Annotated in this window: 19 protein-coding genes and 1 tRNA gene; 11 read left to right on the top strand and 9 right to left on the bottom strand. The window is 56.7% G+C overall.

All coding sequences use genetic code 11. The features are described from left to right. Window positions 1–69: 69 nt before the first annotated feature. Window positions 70–156: transfer RNA gene (locus ACPOL_RS16860), tRNA-Leu, on the bottom strand. A gap of 262 nt (window positions 157–418) precedes the next feature. On the opposite strand from ACPOL_RS16860, the gene ACPOL_RS34175 reads away from it, so the two are divergent. Beyond that, entirely contained in the window at window positions 419–709 is a 291-nt protein-coding gene (locus ACPOL_RS34175; RefSeq protein ID WP_201759315.1) for a DNA/RNA helicase domain-containing protein, read from the top strand. A 608-nt stretch (window positions 710–1,317) separates the two neighbouring features. On the opposite strand, the gene ACPOL_RS16850 is transcribed toward ACPOL_RS34175, so the two are convergent. Then, window positions 1,318–2,115, bottom strand: a complete 798-nt coding sequence (locus ACPOL_RS16850; RefSeq protein WP_114208084.1) for a Rid family hydrolase — start codon at window positions 2,113–2,115, stop codon at window positions 1,318–1,320. Between the two features lie 143 nt (window positions 2,116–2,258). On the opposite strand from ACPOL_RS16850, the gene ACPOL_RS16845 reads away from it, so the two are divergent. Continuing rightward, entirely contained in the window at window positions 2,259–2,900 is a 642-nt protein-coding gene (locus tag ACPOL_RS16845) for a TetR/AcrR family transcriptional regulator (protein WP_201758857.1), read from the top strand. A gap of 96 nt (window positions 2,901–2,996) precedes the next feature. Here the strand turns inward: ACPOL_RS16845 and ACPOL_RS34895 are convergent, their stop codons facing one another. Together ACPOL_RS34895 and ACPOL_RS16835 are read right to left on the bottom strand one after the other, a co-directional pair. Next, complete coding sequence (locus ACPOL_RS34895) at window positions 2,997–3,071, bottom strand: DUF1348 family protein (protein ID WP_114210871.1); 75 nt, start codon at window positions 3,069–3,071, stop codon at window positions 2,997–2,999. Window positions 3,072–3,356: 285 nt separating this feature from the next. Continuing rightward, window positions 3,357–4,241: an MBL fold metallo-hydrolase gene (locus ACPOL_RS16835; RefSeq protein ID WP_114208083.1), complete on the bottom strand. Its 885-nt coding sequence runs from the start codon at window positions 4,239–4,241 to the stop codon at window positions 3,357–3,359. A gap of 181 nt (window positions 4,242–4,422) precedes the next feature. Between ACPOL_RS16835 and ACPOL_RS16830 the strand changes: the two genes are divergently transcribed. Next, on the top strand, window positions 4,423–5,172 hold the full coding sequence (locus ACPOL_RS16830) for an SDR family NAD(P)-dependent oxidoreductase (RefSeq protein ID WP_114208082.1): 750 nt from the start codon (window positions 4,423–4,425) through the stop codon (window positions 5,170–5,172). Between the two features lie 40 nt (window positions 5,173–5,212). Next, window positions 5,213–5,743 (top strand): cupin domain-containing protein, encoded by a 531-nt coding sequence (locus ACPOL_RS16825; RefSeq protein WP_114208081.1) that lies wholly within the window; start codon window positions 5,213–5,215, stop codon window positions 5,741–5,743. A 237-nt stretch (window positions 5,744–5,980) separates the two neighbouring features. Here the strand turns inward: ACPOL_RS16825 and ACPOL_RS16820 are convergent, their stop codons facing one another. Then, a complete protein-coding gene (locus ACPOL_RS16820) occupies window positions 5,981–6,631 on the bottom strand; it encodes a TetR/AcrR family transcriptional regulator (protein WP_114208080.1) in 651 nt (216 codons plus the stop codon). 153 nt (window positions 6,632–6,784) lie between these two features. Between ACPOL_RS16820 and ACPOL_RS16815 the strand changes: the two genes are divergently transcribed. The 5 genes from ACPOL_RS16815 to ACPOL_RS16795 all read left to right on the top strand — a co-directional run bounded on the left by ACPOL_RS16815 (window position 6,785) and on the right by ACPOL_RS16795 (window position 11,129). Continuing rightward, window positions 6,785–7,207 (top strand): VOC family protein, encoded by a 423-nt coding sequence (locus ACPOL_RS16815; protein WP_114208079.1) that lies wholly within the window; start codon window positions 6,785–6,787, stop codon window positions 7,205–7,207. Window positions 7,208–7,285: 78 nt separating this feature from the next. Next, complete coding sequence (locus ACPOL_RS16810; RefSeq protein ID WP_114208078.1) at window positions 7,286–8,074, top strand: hypothetical protein; 789 nt, start codon at window positions 7,286–7,288, stop codon at window positions 8,072–8,074. A 106-nt stretch (window positions 8,075–8,180) separates the two neighbouring features. Continuing rightward, complete coding sequence (locus ACPOL_RS36330) at window positions 8,181–8,387, top strand: SDR family NAD(P)-dependent oxidoreductase (RefSeq protein WP_414633304.1); 207 nt, start codon at window positions 8,181–8,183, stop codon at window positions 8,385–8,387. Between the two features lie 235 nt (window positions 8,388–8,622). After that, window positions 8,623–9,375 carry a penicillin-binding transpeptidase domain-containing protein gene (locus ACPOL_RS16800; RefSeq protein WP_114208077.1) on the top strand — a complete coding sequence of 251 codons (753 nt, stop codon included), beginning with the start codon at window positions 8,623–8,625 and terminating at the stop codon, window positions 9,373–9,375. Between the two features lie 242 nt (window positions 9,376–9,617). Then, window positions 9,618–11,129 carry a SpoIID/LytB domain-containing protein gene (locus ACPOL_RS16795; RefSeq protein ID WP_161557409.1) on the top strand — a complete coding sequence of 504 codons (1,512 nt, stop codon included), beginning with the start codon at window positions 9,618–9,620 and terminating at the stop codon, window positions 11,127–11,129. Here ACPOL_RS16795 and ACPOL_RS16790 read toward each other — a convergent pair. Genes ACPOL_RS16790 through ACPOL_RS16780 form a run of 3 tightly spaced genes read right to left on the bottom strand, consistent with a single transcriptional unit; the run spans window position 11,069 to window position 17,531 of the window. Continuing rightward, window positions 11,069–11,857: a hypothetical protein gene (locus ACPOL_RS16790; RefSeq protein WP_114208075.1), complete on the bottom strand. Its 789-nt coding sequence runs from the start codon at window positions 11,855–11,857 to the stop codon at window positions 11,069–11,071. The two genes, ACPOL_RS16795 and ACPOL_RS16790, sit on opposite strands and share 61 nt — an antisense overlap. Next, window positions 11,854–16,620, bottom strand: coding sequence for an alpha-2-macroglobulin family protein (locus ACPOL_RS16785; RefSeq protein WP_150133043.1), 4,767 nt, complete (start codon window positions 16,618–16,620; stop codon window positions 11,854–11,856). The genes ACPOL_RS16790 and ACPOL_RS16785 overlap by 4 nt, the downstream gene beginning before the upstream one ends. Next, on the bottom strand, window positions 16,617–17,531 hold the full coding sequence (locus ACPOL_RS16780; protein WP_161557408.1) for a DUF1175 family protein: 915 nt from the start codon (window positions 17,529–17,531) through the stop codon (window positions 16,617–16,619). The genes ACPOL_RS16785 and ACPOL_RS16780 overlap by 4 nt, the downstream gene beginning before the upstream one ends. A gap of 1,313 nt (window positions 17,532–18,844) precedes the next feature. Here ACPOL_RS16780 and ACPOL_RS16775 point away from each other — a divergent pair. Further along, window positions 18,845–20,215: an O-antigen ligase family protein gene (locus ACPOL_RS16775; protein ID WP_114208072.1), complete on the top strand. Its 1,371-nt coding sequence runs from the start codon at window positions 18,845–18,847 to the stop codon at window positions 20,213–20,215. A gap of 181 nt (window positions 20,216–20,396) precedes the next feature. Then, window positions 20,397–21,332 carry a tetratricopeptide repeat protein gene (locus tag ACPOL_RS16770; RefSeq protein WP_150133042.1) on the top strand — a complete coding sequence of 312 codons (936 nt, stop codon included), beginning with the start codon at window positions 20,397–20,399 and terminating at the stop codon, window positions 21,330–21,332. Window positions 21,333–21,402: 70 nt separating this feature from the next. Here ACPOL_RS16770 and ACPOL_RS16765 read toward each other — a convergent pair whose 3' ends face one another. Next, a complete protein-coding gene (locus ACPOL_RS16765; protein ID WP_114208070.1) occupies window positions 21,403–22,470 on the bottom strand; it encodes a glycoside hydrolase family 43 protein in 1,068 nt (355 codons plus the stop codon). Window positions 22,471–22,502: the final 32 nt, after the last annotated feature.

The following is a 22,502-nucleotide window of genomic DNA, read 5'->3' as shown; positions in this document are numbered from 1 at the left end:
TTGTACCCGAAGTGTACTAGAAGTTCTGTGTCGCCTTCTCGTAAGACACTGAAACTAAACTGGATTCTATGGTGCCGGGAGGGGGGGTCGAACCCCCACGGGCCGAAGCCCGGCGGATTTTGAGTCCGCTGCGTCTGCCAGTTCCGCCATCCCGGCTCTACAAGTGCAATAGATCGAATAAGTTAAGCGTTCCTTACTGCATCACGATGACGGCTTCAAAAAGCCCCCTGCGGCAGCTTTGGTTGCACCTGCGCTCAAAGTATTCTCAGTATCGCACAGTCGCTGTCTTCGGCCCGAAGGTATCCAAATCAAAGCAGAGATCGAGCCGGCACACTGGTTTCTCAACGCCAGCACAGATGTTCGATCGTCATACTATTCAGACGACGTGGCAAGTGAGTTTGCCGTATAGGGGCTTGAGCTGGATTGGGTCGGAATATGTTGGGATGGAGACCTGCATCACAAGAATGGGAAATGGGCCTACCAGACCTTCAAGGGCACCAAGTGGCAATCCATCAAGGACGATTCCAGGCGACTGTACCTGAAGAACGCATATCGAGTGATCTTGAGGCGAGCTCGGCAGGGGATGATCGTCTTCGTTCCAAAAGGAAACACCTCCGATCACACGACCCCGCTCATTCTACGATGGCACATTCGATTATCTTCGCTCGTGCGGCATCACTACGCTCGACTGATGGTAGGCAATGGGTAATGTTTCGCGGTCAGCTTCGATGGCATGGACGAAAACTTCACGATAAGGCCTGCTGCTATGTTTGGGGCGCGCATCGGTTTCGAATTTCCTCGCAAACCGCACCCGCGGTTAAGCCCAGGTCAGCCTCGTTCAGGCGCATCTGGGTAGTGGGATCTAAAATATCCAGAACTCTTCTTATTTTCGGGTGGGACACCATTCGCCTGTGCAGCCATAATTGCACTGTGAAATTGAATCAAATACTCCTTTCTTCGCCGCTCAATCGCTTGATTGAAGAGCAATTCATCCATACGGATTTGTAAAGCCAAGAACTGCTGAGACAGCATTCATCATATGTACATCGGGACCCAGCGCCTGTCACCCGGCATGGTATTCGCTGTATGTAAACAGTTGGTGGACCGAATATGTATCTATTTTTGAATTTGAAATCGTTTGGCTTGCGATCGGCCCCCAAAGATTTCGCTCAGCGTCCTCCAAAGTCTGAAGACATTCTTCAAATTTTCATTTGCATCAAGCAGTCGCCGAATTCAAACGTCAAGCCAAGCATCCGCTCGACTGTCGCTAGCTGTAACCCAACGACAATTGACATCGCCGTTGCCGAAAAACAAACTTTAAGGAAGACGTACCACCATTTCAATCTCGACCATAATTTCCGGCGTATAGAGTGCCTGAACGCCAATTGTCGTGATGCTTGGCATCGCGTTCCCAACCAGTTCATGGAGAGCCGGGAGGACCTGCTGGAACGCTTCCGTGGTCGCATCCACGACATAGACGCGCAGCATCACAATGTCTTGCGGCGACGCCTCCAGTTCCTTGAGTGCGGCCGCGAGGTTGGCACTAGCGATCTTTGCCTGGCCGGCGATGTCCTTGGGAGCGGCCTCACCGCTGGGCCGCCAAGCGACCTGGCCGGACAAGAAAGCGAGGCGGCCTGGTTCCGTGACACTGATGTGCGAGAATCCGACCGAGGCCATATCCCACATGGTAGGAGGGTTGCGGCGGCTCACCGACGCTGAAGGACGAGACGGAATGCGGGCGATTACCTTGATCTCGAAGTCGAAGCCGGCGAGCCAGTTGACGCCGACCGCCGTCCAGTTCGGGTAAGGCCTTTGTTTGAAAATCTCGTTCTTGACGGCCGTTATCGTCTCAAACTGGTTCTCGGGATCAGTATGGAATGTCGTTACGTCGACGATGTCATCGAAGGAACATCCGGCTGCGAGCAAAGTCGCTGTCAAGTTGGCAAACGCCAAACGGACCTGATCCCCAAAGTCTGGTTCCGGCGAGCCATCGCTTCGGCTTCCAACTTGGCCGGACACAAAAAGCAGGTTCTCGGATCTGATGGCAGGTGAATAGCCGTGTGCAGCGTAAAGCGCATGGGGGTTCGCTGGAAATACAGGATCACGTTGGGTCATAAAATCCTTTCAGGTTCTGTGTAGTCTTCGCCCGGAGGGGCCAATTCGGCATAGGTCACTTTACATACGCTACGTATGTCAAAAGATACTACATACGCTCCGTACATGAAATAGGATTGGTAATCTCCTGATAGGAAGGTGCTGTGGCTCCAAAGCGTCGCATCGAGACAATGGAAAAGAACCGCATCAAGCTGATCGCGGCGGCACGAAAGGCATTCGCTTCCGTCGGGTTTGCCGCGTCATCGATGGATCAACTCACAGCAGATGCTGGATTGACGCGAGGCGCGCTGTATCACCATTTTGGCGACAAGAAGGGGCTGCTTGGCGCTGTCGTGGCGGAGATTGATGCGGAAATGGCCGCGTGTGCGAAACAAGCCGGAGCGGTCGCAGAGAACGATTGGGAGGGGCTGCTCGCCGAGGGTTCAGCATATATTGAGATGGCATTAGACCCCGAAGTGCGGCGAATTGTGCTGCTCGATGGGCCCGCATTCCTCGGCGATCCGTCGCTCTGGCCGAGCCAGAATGCGTGTCTGGAGATGACCAAGCGGGCCGTAGCGAAACTAATCGCTGAAGGTATATTGAAGCCCGTAGACGTTGAAGCGGCTGCTCGCCTGCTCAGTGGAGCAGCGCTGAACGCTGCCTTGTGGGTGGCAGCTAGCGACCATCCGCGCTCGGTGCTCCCAAAAGCGGTCGAGGCGTTTCGCCTCTTAGCAACAGGCCTTTTGGCGTCGACAGGTCGAACGATGGATCAGGCTAAGGCTGCATCCGCTGGCTCCGTGCCGTAGGCCAATGAACGCCCACAACTTGCGCTACGCCTCGGCGATGACAAGGTCATAGATGCTGCCTTTCCCCCGTGGCATAAGTCCGGAGGATGCAAACTCTCAAAGTTCCTTGCCGTACGACCGGAACGATCGGCCGTCGTCATCATGCCATTCATATTGGAACTTCACGGCCATGCGATGCCGCAATTCGGTTTCGCCACTCGGTATCCTCTGCGTAAGCGGCGGCAAATCCCCTTTGTCAGTGAGTTGAAGTCGCAAGGCGGGAGACCTTGGCGCGAAGTCCTCACAGACGACTGGTAACGGCTGGTACCTCATGGCGGGTCGGCACTCTGCGCTAGGGGGCGCGCCCTCCAATGAGCGGTGCCTGACGAAAAGCACTTGATACTGCATGCATGACTTCCCCAGCGTGAATGCACGCCAGCACTAGACACAGGTGCTGCACGATTCGAACGAAGCCTGTTACCAGTGCCAAACTGTCGGCTCCCAGCTTCGCACTTGCCCTCGTTGGGTGATGTGGCCAAGTCCGGGGAACGGAAAATGAGGCACCAACACTAGCGATCTTTCAGCAATGACCTGATTGAGGGCGCGTAGCCTTGTGCGAGCCCCCAATTCTTGATCGTTGTCGAATCCGACGTGCCACTCGGGATGCGCAATGCTGAGGGCGAAATGATGCAACGCGTCCGCAGAATAGAAGAGGCTCTCCGACCCCGATGAAATATTGAAGGCGAGCATACCTGGCGTGTGGCCGAACGCTTCCACTGCGGCAATCCCGGTCACGACCTCCTGACCCGGCTTCACGAACTCGACTCGCTCCTTGATTCCGCTAAGATGACGTTTCGCCCCCGCAACAATCATTTGCTTCCACTCATCCGGGAGGAGATTTCCAAGCTTAATGTCTGGCTTCATCCAGTAGGTCCACTCCTGCTCACCGACCACATAGCGGGCGTTCGGAAAAACCTGGGAGCCATCGGATGCGAGGGTACCGAACACATGATCCAGATGTGCGTGGGAGATGATGATGGTGTCAATTTCTTCTGGAGCGACACCGAGGTTGCGGAGGTGATTGGGCAGGTGTCCGCCGGATGGCCCAAGGTATGACCCCATACCGTTGTCGATAAGTACCTTGTGTTTTCCGGTGTCTACATACAGTGAATTGATCTGAAAGTAAGCCGTTGTGGAAGGCAGAAACTTGCTCTCCATAAAAGCTTGAAAGTCCTGATCGGTGGCACCTGCCGCGATCATGGTCTTGAGATTCTCAAACTGGAGAAATCCGTCGCTGACGGATGCAACTTCGAACTCTCCAACGTTGAAACGGTAGAATCCAGCGCCTTGTTCTTTACTCATTCCACACCCTCCTTTGGAGCCGACCGCTGGTGAATAGTTAACAGCCGATTCGCTGTTGTTGCATGTCGTAGGGTCGCGCCAACCCTTGTACTGTAACGAACCCTATAGTACGATCGGGAAGGTTGTCAATTTTGTATAGCTATCGCTATACAACCGCGTCGATGCCACAGGAGGGCACAATATGCCTGCACTACAGGGAAAGGTCGCCATTATCACTGGCGGCAGTAGCGGAATCGGACTCGCCATCGCAAAGCGTTATGTGTCGGAAGGCGCATACGTCTTCATCACCAGCCGCCGTCAATCGGAGTTGGATAAGGCAGTGGCCGAGATCGGCAAGAACGTCACCGCGGTTCAGGGCGACGTTTCAAAGCTGGAGGATTTGGATCGGCTCTATTCGGTTGTCTCTTCTGAGGGGCGGAAAATCGATGTCGTTGTCGCAAATGCGGGTTTCGTCGGAATGGGCCCAATCGCAACTGCAACACCTGAGTTTTTCGATCAGACCTTCGCTACGAATGCGCGCGGCGCTTTCTTCACCGTCCAGAAGGCGCTGCCATTGATGAACGACGGCGGCTCGATCATCCTCATCACTTCAGCGGGCAAGGACAAGGCCACTCCAGGCCGCAGCGCATACAGCGGCACCAAAGCAGCTCTGCGAGCTTTCGTCCGCACCTGGACCATGGAACTGAAGGATCGAGGCATTCGCTCAAATGTCCTCAGTCCCGGAGCCACGGAGACGCCGATCCTCGACGGCTTGTTCGGCTCGAAAGAGGCTACCGAGGCGGGAAAGGCGCAGTTCGTCAAGGCCACGCCGCTTGGCAGGATGGGCCGGCCCGAGGAGATCGCGGCGGCAGCGCTCTTCCTGGCATCGAGCGAGGCCAGTTTTATTACAGGCATTGATCTGGTCGTAGACGGCGGATTGAGCGCTGTTTAACCGAGACGAAAGCATTCCAACCGAATCAGGAGAGAACAAGATGAAGATCCAAAGAATCATCACTGCCGAGGGCAAAACTGGCGTAGCCACCAAAGTCGATACCATTGACACAGCAACAGTCGACTTCCTTACCAACATCTGGGGATTCGACAAAGTTCCCGAACTACCGCTAACGCCAGAGCAGGTTCTGGGCGAATATAAACCGCTGGGGATGTTTGGTCCGCTCGGTGGTCTTCGAGTTGATCTCTTTACGATAGCCCCTGAGATGGCAGAGGGACCATCGGAGCTTCAACGTACTGCTGCCGCTTCGATCGATATGGGCACTCCAGGAATGGTCCCAGGAAAAGAAGGTGACGGGATGCATCGCACCGACAGCATCGATCTTGCCATAGTGATGGATGGTGAAGTGAACGCCGGATACCCTGGCGAAGATGGTCAGGTACACGAACTCACGCTCAAGGCGGGCGATCTGCTAGTGAATAACGGAACATTCCATAGCTGGCACAACCGTTCCACTAAGCCTTCCACCATTCTCTTTGTCGTTCTTGCAGCCGAGCGCAAAGCGTCTTAGCAAACTCCACGCCAGGTTTCTCCCTGTGAGAAACCTGCTTCCATAAAGTGGCGCCTCACCGACATGAGGCGTCCATTGCAAGACGGGAGTTGTCTCTAGCCAGAGTCGGGCGCGTTCCCTCTCGAGCCGACATCAACGGTTCTAGTAGCGGGCATTAGCGGCGGTACGACCCATGACCCCAGGAGCAGCCTTCTTTCGTCGGACCGATGGAGGCCTACCGCCGGGCATTCAAAGACACTACTGCCGACGGTGTGCGGACGCGCTCTTACGAGTAGTTGGCAGCAGGCGGCGCTCCGGGGCGGGAACGGCAGCAGCAGGCCACGCTGCGAGGCCCGCTGCGATTGCACTGTATAGGTCTTTGCGCTTGGCTCCCGATTGAGCTTCGACCGCCAACCCCCATGCGATTACTGCGATGTAACGCGCGAGCACATCGGGATCAGCATTTACAGGAAGGTCGGTGGTGCCACGGGCCTTGGCAATTCGTTTACGAAGTCGGACGATCAACTCGCCGCGCAACTTGGCCAGCCAAGCGCGAACTGTGTCATCTTCTGCAGAAGGAAGAGAACTGTTGAGAGCGAGGCAGCCAGGCGCGTGAGATGGCCCGGTGAGGACGTCGGCATAGCCATAGAGAAACTTCTCCGCCACACCTCGCACAGTCGGTTCCCGAAGCGCACTCTCAAGAAGTTCTAGCTGTTTTTCGTAATACCGCTCGATGACTACCCGGAAGAGCTTTTCCTTATTTCCAAAAGCAAAATAGAAGCTCGGCGCGGTGATGCGCATAGCACCGGTGAGATCACTAAGCGATGTGCCTTCGTAGCCCTTTCGCCAGAAAAGTTCAGTCGCCGTCTTGATGGCCGTGTCGATGTCGAATTCGCGTGGACGTCCCATAGCTGCTCCGTACTATTCTATACCACGCACTACATAACATTGACACTTTCCGTAGGGGTAATATAACGTTCGATATAGAACTGGGGTCGTGGACGACGTACCTATCTCGGTCCGATTCGCGAGCGCACACACACTTTTTCGGAGGGCCTAGAAATGCCAAATACCAACTACGAAATCTTCCCCACCACGGGCTTCACCGTGACGCACTTTCTCGTTTCGGCGGACATAAAGAAGTCGCTGGACTTTTACTCGCAAATCCTCGGCGGGATAGTCGTCATGGACGGCGAAAACGGCACGCCGTGCATCGTCCAGCTCGAGAACACCTGGGTCATCATCAACGTGGGCGGCGGGCCGACCGACGACAAGCCGGCCGTCTACCTTTCGGCTCCGAAGGATGGCGAGGCTGTCAGCAGCTTCATGAACATCCGCGTCGCGAACATTGCGGAGTGCTACGAACGTTGGAAAGGTCCGGGTGCGAAGTTCCTCACCGAACCCAAGGTTCATGAGTCCGAGACGCGGTGCTATATGCGCGATCCCGACGGCCACCTCATCGAGGTCGGCGAGGCGAAAAAGTAGCGGCGAACTGCTGACGCGGATGACGTACCTATCTGGGGGCGATTCGCGTGAGCACATACAGTTTTTCGGAGGTCGGAAGTGCTCTCAATAGACGTTCCTGTTCTGGTGGTCGATGGGGTTGTAAAGCTTCCTCCTGAAGCAAACGGTGCCGTCGTTGTTGGCGGTTCGAATGCCACGGCCTACGTGGCGTACTACTCGGCCAGAGCCGGTGTTCGCGCTGCCATACATCATGACTGCGGCATCGGCCGGGATGAGGCGGGGGTCAGCGGTCTGCCTTGGGCGGACCAGCATGGCATGGCTATGGCGGCCGCAGCGACGCACAGCGCCCGGGCCGGCGACGCCGCAGACATGCTCCATCGGGGGATCATCAGTCGCGTCAACAAACTTGCGGCCACCTGTGGCGTAGAGACCGGTCAAACCGTCGCACAAGCAGTGGAGCTACTGAAGTCTGCCCCGTGGCCCCACGCAGAGGTGGAGGCACCGGTAGAGGAACGCGCCTTTGTTGACGGCATCCTCTGCATAGGCTCCATCTCATTCGCAACTCCAGAAGATGCAGGCTTGGTCGTGGCAAGCGGTAGTCATGGCGGCAGAAGCGCTGCTCCATTTACGCGTTCCTTCAAGCCGCGCCTTGTTTTCTTTAACGATGCCGGCTTCGGCGTCGACCTCGCGGGCGCTGCCTGCCTTCCTCTTCTCGATTCGGATGGGATTGCCGCCGCTACGGTCTCCGCGGATTCGGCGTGTATTGGTGATGGCGAGTCAACGCTGACACAGGGCATTATCTCGGCGGTGAATGAAACGGCGTACCGACTCGGCGCCAGGGTCGGGGCGACGGCGCTTGAGGTTGCGCGCAAGGTAGCGGAGAAATGATGAAGAGTCCACGCAGACCAGGCGCTGCCGGAGAACAATGCACGACTGCGATTAATGCACTCACGCGTTCCTAAATGCTTCAGAACAGATAAACACAGGAGACAACATGGATCGGTTCAAAGGAAAAACTGCGCTTATTACAGGCGGAACCACCGGCATCGGCTTAGCGACCGCCAAATTATTCATCAACGAGGGTGCCCGCGTAAGCGTGACTGGGCGTACCGCCGCAACGATCAAGATTGCTCAGGCTCCAAGCAGCTTTGGATACACTCGGATGGAAGATCTGTGGGTACTCTTAACTACAATCGCTTAGATGTTCGGCAGGCGGGCTGCTTGATTAGCGAGGAAAGGTCACTTTGGGCTTGGATGAACAAAAACTTTCGGCTGTCGCGAATTTTGTTAGCGACCACTTAACGTTACCCTGTATTCCCGTTGCCAAAACATCCCCCGACTTTCCCAGAGGTATACATTGCTCGGGATCTATAAAGATTTCTGCGCTTATTCTTCTTCTGCTCATCTGTAGTGAACATGCAGTATGTGCCCAGTCAATGCAAGCTCCTTTGGCCGAGGCTCTTCGCGGAAGCCAGGCTTCGGCTTTGATTCTCGACTTCAAGACGGGGCGGTTGCTCGGTGAAGTGCGGGATACGCGCCGGGGAACTCCCGGTTCTTCATTGAAGCCTCTGGTCCTCGACTACGCGTTACGGCATCACATTGTGAATTCGAATACAGAGGTGCTCTGCAAGCGTGACCTTCATGTCGGGAGCCGCTATCTGCCTTGTACCCATCCCGGAGATGCAATTGTCTTTGACGCGGAAGCCGGACTGGCCGAATCCTGCAACACTTACTTCGCTGATCTAGCCAAGAGATTCTCGCCCGAAAACCTGGAGGACGCGCTGCGTCAGTCAGGCATCCCACATGACCCGCACGAACTTGCGACCGTTGAAGGCCGCGAGCTTGTAGTGCTGGGTCTTAAGGGCGGGATGATCTCGCCGCTTCAACTCGCTCGCGCCTATCGGCAGATGGCACTCGGCTTGACTGCCGATAGTCCGGTCGCGCTGGGACTGGCCGATTCGGTGAAGTATGGCATGGCAAATGCGGCAGCGCTACCGGGAGTGACAATCCTGGGAAAGACGGGTACAGCCAGCAACGCTGGCGAGCAATGGACCCATGGATGGTTTGCCGGATATTTGCCGGGCCGCCTGGTCTTGGTGGTGTTTGTGCCTCACGGCGATGGAGGAACAGCGGCACTGCTCGCCCACACCTTCTTTCTTGAACTCCAGCGTCACGAGGCGCCTCGATGAGGCCCTCGTCTTTATTCGGAGTAAAATCCGCCAATCTGAGGCCACCGGCACTGAAAAGGTTGTCCACTCTTGCTCTAGTCTCGGCACTCTCGTGTGCACCAGCTCTTGCAGACACGCTACACGACGGTGGGCGTGATGTTTCCGTACTTCTCTTTTCGACCCACAGACTCGCCGCCGTCACGTTAACGCCTCTCTCTTCGAACACCTGGATTTCCGCCTGCGCCTCTTGCGTCCACAAACCGTTGACCGCGCCACTGGTACTTACCGGACCGAGAGAGCTATCTGCCGGCGGCACGCTCAAAGTTATAGACAACGACACTGGCGAGCAAAAAAGCGCTGCCGGACTATGGCATCTAAGATCGGACCGCAACGGAATCGACGTGGTGTTGACTTTGTCAAGCGAACGCTACGTCGCGGCAGTGCTGAACGCGGAAACAGCGGGCGACGAGGCGCCCGAATCCCTGCGCGCAATGGCGATCGTCGCACGTACGTATGCGTTGAATGGTCCACACTATTCCGCACAGCCTGCACATCTTCCCGCGGACTTGTGCGACAGCACCGGGTGTCAGGCGATGCGTCTCGGAGAGGTGTCCGCCGCCATCGACGACGCGGTCCGCGACACGGCGGGTGAGACCGTGTGGTTTCAGGGCAGGCGTGCAGAGGTCTTCTTCAGCGAGCACTGCGGAGGCATGACCGAAGATGCCTCCACGGTCTGGCCTCGTCTTCACGGGGCAACGTACCTCCGCAGGCATCCCGATCCTTATTGCCTTCGCCGCGGTACGGCAGCCTGGCACACCGAAGTGTCGTCGGCAGAGTTTAGCTCGATTGCGTCCGCGCAAGGATGGCAGCTGCCCGAACCACTAGTCGCCGCAAAGGTGGTTCAGCGCAGCGGATCTAGTCGAGCGCTTCAGGCTGAGTTCTCCGACGCTCACTCACATTCGACATGGCTCATGGCGAGCGCCTTGCGGCTGGGCATCGATCGCACTCTGGGTTGGAACCGGATCCGCAGCGACCAGTACGAGCTCGCGCTGCGCGGCGGAATACTCGTCTTCGATGGACACGGATACGGACACGGCGTCGGCCTTTGCCAAACGGGCGCGGCAGAGATGGCCAGCGAGCACAAAAGTACCAAAGAGATCCTCGGATTCTATTTCCCTGGCACAGCGGTCCGCATCGGCCTCGACGATCAGGGATGGCGAATTACCCATACGCCGTCCTTCACCGTGCGCAGTACACAGATAGAATCAGCCGCTCAACTAGAGGAACTGGAGGGGATATGGCGAGAGGCAATGCAGCGATTCTCGCCGCACGGCAAGCTCTCTCCAGAGATCACTATCGCCCCATCCACCGAACTCTTTCGCCAGCTGACGTCGCTGCCGGGGTGGGTCCTGGCAAGTACCCAGGGAACACGGCTCGTGCTGCAGCCGGCATCGGTGTTGAATAAGGGCGGCAGCATCAGAAAAGTGATGCTGCATGAGATGCTGCATTTGCTGGTGGAATCAGAGGCCACCTACCACGCCCCGCTATGGTTCCGCGAGGGGATGGTGGAGGAGTTATCCGACGAGGCACTTAGTTCTGCCTCGAGCATGCCCCACGAAGCTATCGACAACGCTTTGCGAAGTGCAGCTAGTTGGAGCGAGAGTGAACGCGCTCATCGAGCCGCCGGCGCCCGCGTGCACATGCTGGCTGAGCGTTATGGCATGTCCACGCTACGCGGCTGGCTTCGCTCGGGACTTCCCTCCGGAGTCGCCTGACCATCTTCCGAGCGGACGACCAGTGTAGCGATCACGGCTAGCACATAGCAGACCAAGACCGCATCGACAATCACCACCACGACGAGGCGAAGCACCAGGCTTAACGCTTCGACGCGAAGCCCGTGGCCCGGGGTCCACTCCACCAGCCTTGCTGTTATCATCGTCACGACGATGGCACTTGCCGCCAGGACAAGCCAATAGCTGATCGAGAGGAGCACTCGCAGGCTGGAACGTACTGGGCGCTTGCTCTGTGCAAAGGGTACGGCGATCGCCAAGAGGATTCCTGCGCTGAGCCACTTCAGCGCAAGCGCCACCCAGCCAAGCAACCGCAATATATTTGCGAAGGTAAAGAGGTTACGAAGCGAGTGAGGAAAGCGCGAGTTCGCATAACCGGCCGCCTGCATGAAGAAGTCGCTCTCGCCAATATGGTTGAGCCATAACCAACTGGCGAGCCAAAGCGCGGCCGCCAACAGCAGAGCGATCGCTCCGGCAAGCAGATTTCCTTGCGTCGAGCCAGCTAGTCGGCGCAGCAGCACCGCTTCGCCGCCGAAGGTCAACACCGAAATCAAAGAACCCAGCAAACCAGTGCCGATCACTGCTAAAACACTGGAGTCCGGAATGTGTAGCCATAACGCGAAGAGCATCGCAACAATCACTACCAGGCCAAGATGCAGTAACACGAACCTCGCGGTCAGGCGGGTGCGCGCATTGAGCAGGATAGATCTCATTGCGCGCCGCCCGTGGCTGGGGGAGCCGGAACCTGCAGTTGAAGCTCGTCGCTGGTCGCCTGAATGCCAGGTTGATACATCGGCTGCACCCTCGCCGGGCTGATGACGAAGCTTCCCGGATTGACCACCTTGACTAGATAGAAGATCTCCTGCCGTCCGCTAAATGTCGTCGAGAAGAAAACGGCCCGGTCATCGCGGAATTCGCGCCTCGTATACCAGCCATACCAACCGCCGGGACGCTGCTCGAGCGGGTAGCTGTCTTCGCTAGCGACAAACTCGGTGCCGGCGGCGATCGGATCTTCCAGTAGTAGATACTTCATCGGCGAGCCGTTGATCGCCTCGTGAACGGCCAGCACGTCGCCGATCTGCGCGTCGCCGCGCAGGGGTTGCAGGCTATAAACGATCTTGCCGTCTTTTTGGGTGGGCTGCAGCTTGTAGTAGTCGCGAGTCAGGTTCAACGAAATCGTCCCCGCCTGATACTGGCTCTTGTCGGTCGTATAGTAGGTGCCGCCGATCGACCAGTAGACAGGTCCTGTTCCGCTCGAACGTTCGATTCGAATGCTGTTGGCGCCAGGCTGCAGCGAAGAGGCGTCGAGATCGATGCTCAGCGAGGCGCCGCTGGTCGCATCGGCGGGAGTGAAGTGACGTTGACCTGCGGAGCGGCCATTGACGGTGACCTCCGCCGTAAAGTCGGAGTCGAGCTCGTGCGAAACCGCCAGATAATCGACCAGCCCGAAAAGCACCATAGCGGTCTGCTCAGTCGAGTCCCACCAGACGCCCCCATCGCGGTTGAGCATCAGCCATTGCGCGGCGGCCGGTAGCAGCGGACTGTTCGCATCGACCCGGGCAAGCAGACGGATCGCGAACGCCGTCGCCTCGGCATCGTTCTCGTAGTCCGCATCCAAGAGCGGCGCATAGGAGCCTTTCCAATAAGCGACGATGCCTTGTTTTTTCGTGCTGGATTCGAGCAGCGTCGCGATCTGCACGGCGCGATGGTCTCCAGCCTCGAGCATCGCCAAGCCGGTCATCGCCAGCGCCTCGGGCTGCAGGTCGTTTCGCCGCGACCACTGTTGATCGAGCGGCACCTGGATATTCTTCTCGCCGGATTCAGCGAGTGCATAGACAACGGCCGAGCGCAACTCCGGCCGCATCCTCGGATGCTGGTCCAGTTGGGTCCGAAGATACCGCTGGCCATTTTCTAGCATCGCCCGCTGGTTGCCGCGCAAGGGAACGAACTTTGCGCCCTGGCCGATGCCGCTCACCACGTAGGCGGTCATGTAGACCTGGCTGACGTCCTCTTTCCACCATCCCCACCCGCCGTCATCATGCTGGTAGTCTGCGAGACGGTCGAGTCCGGCCTGCATCTTCGCCTGCAGCTCGGCCAGGTCGATTCTTGCCGGAACATTCAAGCGGCTCAAAGTCTCCGCGACGATGACGTTGGGCAGGTAGCTCGACATCGTTTGCTCGGTGCAGCCGTAGGGGAACGAGGTGAGATAGTCGAGCGCGGAGAAAAGCGAGCCCGAGATCGATGGACTGACGTTGATCCGCAGCGAGTGCGCGGCAGATTCCGTGTTTACGGGAAACACAATACTCTTCTCCACTCGCGGGCCGTCCGAAAGAATACCGCTCAGAGGGATGTCCTTGGCGACGCCATTTGGCTCCACCGGAAAATTTATTGCCAGAGCGTCGGATTCGGCGTCCGTGATCGCGCTCGCCACCAGCTTCGCGGTTCCCATCTTCGTCGCGCGCAGCCGCCAGATCGCCGTAGCCTCGCCCTTGCTGGGAATGTTTACGCTCTGCTCGGCGCCATTCACGACATCTAGCCCGTCGACACTGAGCGATAGTTTCGCCTGCTTTGCCGTGTCGAGATAATTGTGGGCGATCACCGGCAGCATGATCTCGTCGCCGTTGCGTAGAAAGCGCGGCGTGCCCATGCGCACCAGGATATTCTTGCGCACCAACACGCGGCTGATAGCGGAACCTGCCTGCGAGTTTGCCGTGATGGCGTGCACCGTGGCCCGCCAGGTGGTGAGCGAGTCGGGAAATTTCAAAGTCACGTGCGCATGGCCGCTGGCGTCGGTGCGGACCGAAGGATTCCAATAGGCGGTGTCCGGAAAGGCCTTGCGCACACGCGGCTTCGCCTCATTGCCAGGCTTCACCTGAGCCAACTGGGGGCGATAGCGGAGATTGCGCATGGCGAGCAGGGGAGACTTCGTGCCCGCTGCTCCATAGAAGTAGTAGGTCAGAGATGAGTCGACCTGGCTGTATCCGTAGCGCTGGGGATACAGCCGGCTCACCATGTCGCCGCTGGTGTCGGGATAGAGCGAATAGATCGCTTCATCCACCACCCCAAAGCTGAGGTCGGCGATAACCGGCCTACCCGCAAAATCGCGGGTGACCACATCGTATTCGGCGGTCTGGTCCGGCTGGAAGACATCATGAGTTGGCGTGATCTCCACGTGCAACTGCTGCTGCGTGGGCGGAACCTTGATGTTCTTACTCGCCTGATAGAGAGTGTTGTCTTTCAAAAAGATCGCGTCCACATTGATGTTTGGCTGCGAATCTGAGGTAATGGGCAGATCGAATGCAATCGTCCTTCCATCCGAATGCATTACTTCCCGCTTCTGCACGGTGTATCCCTGCACCACGACCAACGCGTCAAAGCCGGGCGTCTCGGAGATGATGCTCAGGTGCGCTATGTCGCCGGGAGCATAGCTCTTTTTGTCGGCGACGATCTGCGTCGGCTGGTTCGATCCGAATCCGTAGTCGATCTGGGCGGCGCCCATGATCCATAGATAGGCTTGGCCGATCGGGTCCCGTGTCCCCGGCTGGATGGCGGTGGCGTCCGCATGCAACTCCGCGCTGCTGTATCGTTTCTCCTGCACCGTTATCGCGCCGGTCCCCATCCCGGTTGAGTCGGTCGAGACATCGACCGCCCCACCCGCGATTGTGTCCGTCTTTCCGTCGTGATAGTGACGATAGACCAGCTTCACGTTCACTTTCGTCTGGACAGGTTTGTCGTCGTAATCGACGGCGGTCACGCGAAACTTTGCCGCTTCTCCGGCGCGCACCGCATAGCTGATCGGCTCGATGTTTACGCGGAAGGTGCTGTACGTAGCGAGAAAGCGCCCGCGTCCGGTAATCTCGCGGTTCGCGGCGTCCGTGACTCCCGCCTCAACGGTGTAATCGAAATCTCCATCGCCTTGGCTAACGACCTGGGTGGGCACCGAAATGACGAGCTTGCCGTCGGCGTTAAGCTGACCGGTCTTCTCTGCCTCCTCGTCGCCTGCATAGCCGCCCGAGTCGCTTTCGCTATCATCGCTCTGCGTCGAGCTTTCTTCGTCATTGCCCTCGCCGAACCAGTAGTGGCGGTCGTGATAAACCCGATATTTCACCTTGCCGTTGGCCACCGGCTCGCCGAAGAAATAACGCGAGTCGATCGTGACCTGCATAGCCTGCCCCTGAAGTACACGCTTTTGCGCTGAGGAGACCTGCACTCGATATTCTGGCTTTCGATATTCCTCTACATGGAAGTCGCCCGAGACGACGTTCTCGCCATCGCCCACACGGATGCTGTAATAGCCCAAGGAAGCATCCTTGGGCAAATCGAAATCGCCCGCCACAAATCCGGCGGGATTCAACGGAATACTGCAATCAAAGAGCGCTTTGTCCTGCTGGTCGACAATCGTGACATGGACGCTCTGCGGAGGCGGGACGGCGAGCGCGTTGCCTTCGCGCAACCGCAGAATGGCCTTCCAATGCACGGTATGCGTCGGCCTATAAACCGGCCGGTCGGTGAATATGTACGCAGCCCATTTCCCCCCGCCCGACGAACTTAGCGCGTAGCTCCCGGGAGTGGACACGGCGAACTCCGCGCCCTTCCCTGCAACCACCCAGAAGTTGTCCTGCTCGGTCTTGCTGCCCGCGAGAGCTAGATCGGCAACCCCATCCGCGCCCGTAGATGCGCTGACCGCCAGTTTCTGGCCGAAGCCGACGTCGACCTTCACGCCCGAGATCGGCGCTCCAGTAAGCCGGTCTACGACGAATCCGAGCACACCACCGGCGGCAGTCCGCGTAACCAGCGCCATCTGGCTGACCATCAGCAGCGTATAGGCCTTGTAGCGGCCGTCAGTCGCCTCAACCAAATACAGCCCCGCGCCGAGGTTCTTGACCGGCACATCGTTGTTGTCGGAAATGTAAGTCGCCGGCACCTGTTGCCGCCAGCGCGCGACCAGTTGTTTGGAGTTTAGTATCGGAATCTGCGCAAACTCCGCCTCGCTGACGATGCGGCTTTTCCGCGTGTAGGCGTATTGTTTGGAACGCAGGGCGCTTCGCGCTTCCCTTGAAAACTGGTGGCGGAAGAAGTCGCGGAGATTGGACCAAATCTCTTCCTTCCAGTCGTGGAAGCGTTCCAGCCAGGTGCGTTCGTCGATCCGCTCCGCCGGGCCGAAGGGAACTTCGTTGCCAAAGGAGTGCAGCTCGCGCAGGTTCTCGATGAACTTCACTGGATCGTCGACTCGGTACACGCGAAATTCGAGCGCGTCCACATTCCGGCTATATAAATGAATCTTGATCGGCTCGTTGGGAGCGAAGCTCTTGCCGGTGCTCAGGTTGAATGAAACCGGCTTGCTCTCGCCGCGCGCGAGCTGAAGCGCGCATAGCAGAAACAGCCCCAGGGATACAAACAGGGTTCTTCGAGGACGACGGCCCGAAGCAGCTTCGAATTGGCGGGTTGAGCCGGACAGAACGGTTTGCGCGGTCACGGGCCGTCCGCGCGCAGAATGTTCCACCGGTAGACGCCAAGAAAGTTGGAATTCTCCGGAAGCGGGCGCCAGCGGCGATCCGGGTGCCGAAGCAGATCCTCGACCGAGACGCGACGTATTTCTCCAGGAGCGTTGCCGATGGGACCAGTGTGATACACGGCCCAATTATCCGCTACTCCGGCCGAATTTCCAGTCAAAATCATCGAATGATAGGGGGAGTTTTGCTCAAGCTGCCGATAGAACAGCAGATCGCCCTCGCGCGCGACGCGCACATCGCGCGTCACCAGGTGGGTGTTGCGGCGCATCAGCGTCTCGGCATCGGCAAACTGGGCAAAGCTGCCATTCGTGGCATCAGCGGCGCCATACGGTCCCGGTCGAATGCGGAAGAGTCCCGCACCAACCGGAGTGAGCGGGTAGACGTATTGCGCCACCGAGCCAAGCGGAGGCAGCGTTTCGAATGGTTGCTGGCCTAGCCACGCCTCATCATGGGCGTGCAGGGCGCCGCGATAGCACCAGCGCAGGAGAGCGGCGCAATCGTCGATCTCCCTGGGAAGACGGACGGGCGGCAGTGCGGCGGCGGAGTCGGCCAGCGCGGCGAACCACGCGCGAAAAGCAGTGCGGTCGGCGGGCGAGTGCAAACGTAAAAACTCCGGCGTTCCATCGCCGTAAAGGTCGGTCGCGTCGGGCAAGAAGTTCAGCGTAACCGTGGACCTCGCCTGCCCGTAATTCAGAACAAGTGTGCGCCGGCCGGGACACACGGGGCTCGCCACTTGCACAACCGCTCCCGCTTCATCGGGAAAGACCTGCGCGTTGATCCCGCTGATTAATACTTCCTCCGGCGGCAGGTGTTCTCCACCTCTCAGACGCAAATGTATCGCTCGGCGCTGTCTTCCGTCGGCTGGAAGGGTCACGCTACTTTCTCCGATCATCAGACGTTTATGCTGAAACCCGCAACCAACCGGAATAACCCAAGCGTGAAGCAAAACGACAACACACGCACAGGTGAAGGGCCATTTCCACTGAGAGGCATCGAGGTCGGTATTCATGCACTGATCTCAATCATGCCTGATGGGAGCCACCAAACAGCGACACAACGAAGGCGAGCAATAGCGCCGCCGACCTGGAGGACTTGCTCATTCTGAGCAAGGTATCGCGGAAAAGAGCTACGAACAGGCAGAACACGAACAAAAAAAGAACAACCATGGCGACGTATCACCTTGATAAATTTGACATTATTCCTCTGGGAAGTCTCTCCGCCCTCACATGGAATGTGATGGGTAGTGTGACTCGAATGCTGATAACAGCATCTCGACATCGAAGAATCTCATATCCCGGAAGATTGCCCGACTATATCATTCTGTCGCGGCCCGGGTAAGTACCTGACTTGGTGTTTGAAGACGACCTTTCGGCAACCGGTCCGTTCTATACGAAGTAGGATTAGGGTCACGGGCTACTGTCATGAGCGGAGAGCAATCGCGGGTTGTTCTTCTTGCTGAAGGTGTTCGTTTGCCGCGTGCCATGAAGAGCGGAACAAATATATGAAGCTGCGCAGGTTCTGAAAGCGACCTGGTGCACAAAACAATGATCTCCGCATGCAATCTAATTGGCTCGTTGGTGCTCTTGTCTGCCACCGCCAGGCCCTGGCGTCTCCCGGCAGGCCGTGCTAAGCCGAGGGCCCCACTGACCCAAATCAACCTTCTCTATGTATATATACTTTCTTCCCTAAGGGTTCTTATTGTTGTCATATAGATACCGGCGCCCAAGAGATTATCTGCCCTTTCTTCTTGACGCGAACCACCCTCTGACATAACTTATGACCCATCAGCAGTTTACGGTTTGGCACTCTTCGCAGGCGCGAGGAATATGTCGTCCTGAAGGTACTACGCAAAGAGGCAGCACAGGGAGTGATCTCGAGCTATACAGAGCCATGCGATCTTTACACGCAGATTAGCCGGTTGACGACAGACGCAGCCAGTACGTCATTCGCCGACGGCGACTTCGATAACGAACTCTCATATCCTGTCACCGAACATTCACAAGTAGTGAACTAAGGCGTTCGATGACGCCAGACACATTAGAGTCGGAATAATCATACTGGGTTCAGATACTGGGTGCTCTCTTTGCCTTAGAACCTTCCCTCCTAAGTATCTGATAACTCGCGGCGCTTCGATGTAGATACGTTGCTTTGCCTCATCTCGTTACATAGTCATAGAGGATTCTGTTAATGAGCACTACTATAACTATCCGGCCTCATCCGGTGACGGCGGAACACAAGGTGCGGTCTGCCGCAACAGGCTCCGTTTGGCTAATCCCTGACACATGGGCAGCTCTCATCCCGCTCTTATTTTTAGTGGTTCGGGGCACCTTTTCTTTCGAAGGCGTTGACACAAACGTGCCGAATGGTGGTGTCTACGGGAGCATGCTATCTGCCTCAGCATTGAATGGCGCGCGCCACATCGTCGAAATAGTGGTTTTTTACGCGATCATGTGCGCACTTTGTCTGCCGTGGTACAAAATCATCTGTAAATCTTTCCTCCAAAACTGGCTCCTCACAGCGATTCCCGTGGTAGCGCTCCTGTCTACCGTGTGGTCAGCGGTTCCGTCACGGTCTTTCGCGTTTAGCATTATGGCCCTCGTCAATACGGCCTTTGGCATCTATCTGGCGAAGCGGTATTCGCGGGCACAATTGCTTGAGCTATTCATAGGGCTCGGAGTGATCGCTCTCGTCCTGAGCTTTCTCTTAGTGGCGGTCTATCCCGCCGCAGGTCTAGACCACAAAGAGAACATGCCGAATGCATGGGAAGGTCTCTTTGGGCACAAGAACCATTGCGCGATGATCATGCTATTGCTCTTGATTCCCGCCTTTCATGTGAAGGCTTCCAGAGGACTTCCGCAGATCCTACGTGCCCTCTACGTAGTAGCGACTATCTCCCTAATTGTGATGACGACCGCTAGGACGGGCTGGATACTTCTGATGCTCGCCTTGTTTTTTGTGCCGTTTGTGCGGCTGCTGGCTCGTATGAGACAAAAGGACCGGTTTGTGCTCGCTACGCTGGTAATCAGCGTTTCTTTAATCGTATCCCTGGTTGGTCTTTATGAAGCGTCTAACATAGCGCTCATGCTTGGTAAGGACCCTACCTTCAGCGGTAGGACGGATATCTGGAAGGCCGTTCTGAGACCTATTTTTAAGCATCCATATCTTGGCTATGGATATTATGCATTCTGGACGAAGGCAAACCCCGAAGCGTTGGCTACCGCCCTGGCCATCGGAAGCACAGGTCTGGGAAATGCCGAGAACGGCGTCCTTCAAATGTGGTTGGAGATGGGCGCGCTCGGTCTCGGCCTCCTGTTTCTTGCCTTGGCACACCTTTGCAAAATGGGGATGGCCTGCTTCCGCAAGGACCACTCCGGCTTTATCCAATGGTCTCTCTGCATGGTTTTTCTGAGTCTGTTGTATGGCCTGCTTGCCGGGGACAAGTTCATGTTTCCGCACACCATAGAATGGACAATCCTTGTGCTTGTCTACGTATGCATGCATGATGACCTGCAGAGACTGCGGCAACCACGGTCGCGGAAGATTTCATATCCTCTGTAAATCCGAGCGGTTCGAATGAGTTGTACCCATCCGTGGATCAAGGGACTATCTAAGCTCATCGGACTGCCGCAGCTCGCGAACTTACATCCGCGCCTGCACAAGAAGGCTCTATGGAGCTACTATAAGACTTAGGCGGGATTACATTCATTGAGACCGCACTCCTATCGGGGATAAGTCTTTCGTGGCCTTTAGAAGGATGGCGATTCTCTCGCTCTTTGCCCCCGTGCTGTCGCTCGGTCAATCAAGCGCCATCGAAGATGCACAGGCCGATACCATCGCACACAAGTACGATGATGCGATGCGCATCTGCGAATCACTCCTGGAAACAAACCCCGCCAACCAAGCCGCGGTAGCGGGCGAGATCGACGCAGCATCCAAAGCTGCCCTCGATCTGCGTAGCCAGAACCGCATGGAAGATGCTCTGTCCTATTTGCTTCGAGCGAACCGGATGATCCCAAATGAGCCTTCGCTGCTTTTTGACATCGGTATTCTGGAGAACCAGATGCATTTAAATAAGGATGCGGATGAGGCGCTCCATAAGTCATTTCTACTCAAGCCCCAAGATCCGATGACCCTCTATGCCATTGCGCGGGTCAAAATGGATCTTGGGCTTTACCCTGATGCGGAAGCGGCGATGCGATCCTATCTAGAAAAACGCCCGGGAGACGCAAGTGCTCATTATGGGCTTGGACGAATATTGCTCATCAACTTGAAAGACGATGCTGCACTCAAAGAATTTCAGCTAGCCATCGATCTTCAACCAACTCAAACCGAGTCCTACTATGAAATAGGCGAGATCTCGTTACGCGCGAACGACCTCGATAAAGCCGAGACAAACTACCAGCTTTGTCTTAAACGCGATCCACAACATGGTGGGGCGCTGACCGGTATGGGCGTCATTGCATTTCGTCGCAAGCAATACCAACAAGCCGCTGATTTTCTGGATCGCGCGGTTCACTTGGCGCCTCAGTTTCAGACTGCTCATTACTACGACGGGCTAACTTTAGCCAAACTCGGTCGGAAGGCAGAGGCGGAGGCGGAGCTTGCGACTGCAAGCAAGATGGCGGCACAAGAAAACGCTCGCAAAGATGATCTCCGCCGACTCGCTCCGCAGTAGAAAGACGACGCAAGCTTGCAAATCAGCGCTCTTTTGCAGCCATGACGCGTTTTAAGAAAGACTACGGGTTTTACATGGATGGTTTCGGTAACGGTTGGCTAGTCGCAATGGGGCGTCCAAAGTCGGGCGTTCCATCGGGATTCCAGGTGAATCGTTGAGCACGAGGAGACCTCGACCGGCCGCAACCCTGGCCTGGTTCGGAGTTGGCATGATACAAGATCCAATCCTCTTTCCCGTCTGGCGACTTAAAGAACGTATTATGACCTGGACCGTATACCGATGCTTCGGGAGACTGCCAGAAGACCGGGTTCGAAGACTTCTTCCAGGAGGATGGATCGAGTAGATCACTGCCTGCCGTAGCGGTGATCATTCCCAGCTCATAGTAGTCTGTCCAGCAGCCACTTGCAGAGTAAATCAAGATGATTTTACGGTCGTGCTGCAGGATCTCCGGGCCTTCATTCACGTCCACATGGGGAAGAGATTCAACTTGTGCTGACTTAAGGATGTCGCCGACTTTCTCCCAGGGAAATTCGGGGGTAGAAATAATTGTCGGCTTACTGCCCAGCGTCCATGGGTTAAGCAGCCTGGCGATGAAGATCCTCTGTACACCATTCGACTCGGTGTCCCACCCTGACCAGACGACATAGTCCGCTCCATCTACTTCAAAGACGGATGGATCGATCGCCCAGTGGTCTGCTGGGCTGGAAAGCTTTCCCTTCATCTGCCACGTGCCTGCCATCGGATCTTCAGATTTGTTCTCTAGAACCCACACTCGGTGCGAAGCATTTGTTCCTGCATCTGCGGCGAAATAGATGTACCAACGATTCTGTATGCGGTGCAGTTCCGGGGCCCAGATCTCATGCGAATAGGGGCCGGTTAGCGGTGGCGTCCAAACTACCTTCTTCTCCGCATGCGCTAGATCGGTGATATCGGCGGTCTTCCAGATGGTCAGATTTTGGCCGGTAGTATTCATGTAGTAGTAGGTATCGTGCCATTGCAGGACCCAAGGGTCCGCTCCACTCGGCAGGAGAGGGTTTGTAAATGTTTTTGCGTTGCTCTGGCCACCGCAAATCGAAGTGAGAAGAAGAACCGTCAATATCGCACTACAACGCGAAAATGGGAAAATCGCTTGTCTCATTCCTAAGCCTTCATTGACATGGAATTGGCTAG

It is taken from the genome of Acidisarcina polymorpha (assembly GCF_003330725.1).
GTDB classification, from domain to species: Bacteria; Acidobacteriota; Terriglobia; order Terriglobales; family Acidobacteriaceae; genus Acidisarcina; species Acidisarcina polymorpha.
This window is presented reverse-complemented; position numbering and strand designations above follow the sequence as displayed.